Source organism: Flavobacterium sp., from assembly GCF_049590715.1.
GTDB lineage: Bacteria > Bacteroidota > Bacteroidia > Flavobacteriales > Flavobacteriaceae > Flavobacterium.
On the sequence record NZ_JBAWDL010000182.1, the window covers coordinates 1 to 2,119 of the forward strand.

A 2,119-nucleotide genomic window follows, 5' to 3' on the forward strand; every position below is an offset into this window, starting at 1 on the left:
TAAGACATCAAAGAAACTTCATTTTCAGCAAGATAAGGCACCACTTCAGATGATACATATAATATCCTCTTGTCTTTCATATTGTAATTTGCTTTATTTATTGGCAATAAAAACCATGCAAAATTACGAAATTTTACGCAGTTATTAACTAAAATATTATGTTTGCAGTTAATTTTAATAAAACAGCCATGCCTATTTTCTACGGAAAAGCAGCTTTGATGACTTTTTTGAAGTCTTTCAAAACACAAAATACTACTATAGGGTTTGTACCAACTATGGGTGCGCTGCACAAAGGCCACCTTTCTTTGATGCAACAATCCTTACAAGAAAATCAAATCACAGTGGTGAGTATCTTTGTCAACCCCACACAATTCAACAATCTGGATGATTTATCAAAGTACCCAAGAACTCTTGATGAAGACACAGAAAAAATAAATGGTTTAAATAGAGATATTGTAATATACGCTCCTTCTGTCGAAGACATTTACGAAGGAAATGTAGTTTCACAAACTTTTGATTTTGATGGCTTAGAAAATCAAATGGAAGGAAAATTCAGACCTGGTCATTTTGATGGCGTAGGAACAATCGTTAAGCGATTATTTGAAATCGTAACACCTGATAACGCTTATTTTGGAGAAAAAGATTTTCAGCAATTACAAATCGTTAAGAAAATGACTCAGAAAAATAAGTTACCTGTTACCATTAATGGTTGCCCTATCTATCGAGAAAAAAATGGACTTGCCATGAGTTCAAGAAATGAACGACTTACGAAGCAGGAACGGGAAGAAGCGAGTGCAATCTATAAAACTATTTTGCAAGCAAAAGATCTATTCTACAATAAAACAGCAACAGAGGTTCATGACTGGGTAGAATCAGTTTTTGCAAATACTAGTGGTTTTGAATTAGAATACTTTACAATCGCCGACGAAGAAACACTTTTAACCTGTGACGAAAAATTAGAAGACAAAAATTATCGCGCATTTATCGCTGTTTTTGTTAATAATATCCGATTGATTGATACCATATCACTAAAATAATTTACTTTTGTGCCATGCAAATTCAAGTACTAAAATCAAAAATTCATCGAGTAAAGGTAACTGGCGCTGATTTAAACTATATTGGCAGCATTACTATTGATGAAACGCTACTGGAAGCTTCGAATATTATTGAAGGAGAAAAAGTAGCCATCGTAAACATTAATAACGGAGAGCGTTTTGAAACTTATGCCATCAAAGGAGAAAGAAATTCGGGCGAAATAACTTTAAATGGTCCAGCAGCTCGCAAGGTGCAAAAAGACGATATTATTATTATTATATCCTATGCCACTTTGGAATTTGAAGAAGCCAAAACTTTCAAACCATGGATTATTTTTCCAAATGAAAAAGACAATTCGTTAACCTAAATTATTAAAAAAACGTTTTCAACTGTAAGGAGTCTGCTAGCTTAGCAAGGCTCCTTTTGTTTTTTATTCTTGTAACACAATGAAACTGGCTAATTAAATTATACCACTCAGTACTTCTCTATCAGTCCTAAATTGAAGGTAATTCAACATAAAAACTCCCTAGCCTATTCTCCCCACTAGCTACAAATTGAATTATACAAATTCAGAAAAGGTTAAAAAATAGTAAAAGCAATTCCTACCATATGATATGGTATAATTTTAAACTATTTTTGGACTCTAAATATGGATTTAAATCGAAGCTATGTCTAAAGTTAAAACTACTTTTTTTTGTCAAAATTGCGGAGCACAATATGCCAAATGGCAAGGTCAGTGTAACTCCTGCAAAGAGTGGAATACTATAGCAGAAGAAATCATTCAAAAACAAGAAAAAGTAGCTTGGAAAACCGAGTCTGCACCTGTAAGTAGAGCTTCAAAACCTTTGAAGGTTAATGAAATTGATTCTACTCAAGAAGTACGAATGAACACTACAGATGCCGAATTGAATCGCGTATTAGGTGGTGGCCTCGTACCTGGGTCGCTGACACTCTTGGGAGGGGAACCTGGAATTGGAAAAAGTACACTCCTACTTCAAATATCTTTAAAACTACCCTATAAAACATTGTATGTTTCGGGAGAAGAGAGTCAAAAACAAATTAAAATGCGTGCAGAGCGTATAAC

General features: G+C 33.9%; 3 protein-coding genes. All 3 read left to right on the top strand.

The features are described from left to right. Positions 1-158: 158 nt before the first annotated feature. Positions 159-1,037 (top strand): pantoate--beta-alanine ligase, encoded by an 879-nt coding sequence (gene panC / locus WBQ70_RS08405; RefSeq protein ID WP_423912855.1) that lies wholly within the window; start codon positions 159-161, stop codon positions 1,035-1,037. Between the two features lie 14 nt (positions 1,038-1,051). Then, positions 1,052-1,402 carry an aspartate 1-decarboxylase gene (gene panD / locus WBQ70_RS08410; RefSeq protein ID WP_423909046.1) on the top strand — a complete coding sequence of 117 codons (351 nt, stop codon included), beginning with the start codon at positions 1,052-1,054 and terminating at the stop codon, positions 1,400-1,402. 301 nt (positions 1,403-1,703) lie between these two features. Beyond that, a partial coding sequence (locus WBQ70_RS08415) for an AAA family ATPase (protein ID WP_423912858.1) occupies positions 1,704-2,119 on the top strand: 416 nt, incomplete at its 3' end.

Coding starts and splice junctions, on each gene's coding strand:
- panC (WP_423912855.1), top strand. CDS start 159: ATGTTTGCAGTTAATTTTAATAAAACAGCCATGCCTATTTTCTACGGA.
- panD (WP_423909046.1), top strand. CDS start 1,052: ATGCAAATTCAAGTACTAAAATCAAAAATTCATCGAGTAAAGGTAACT.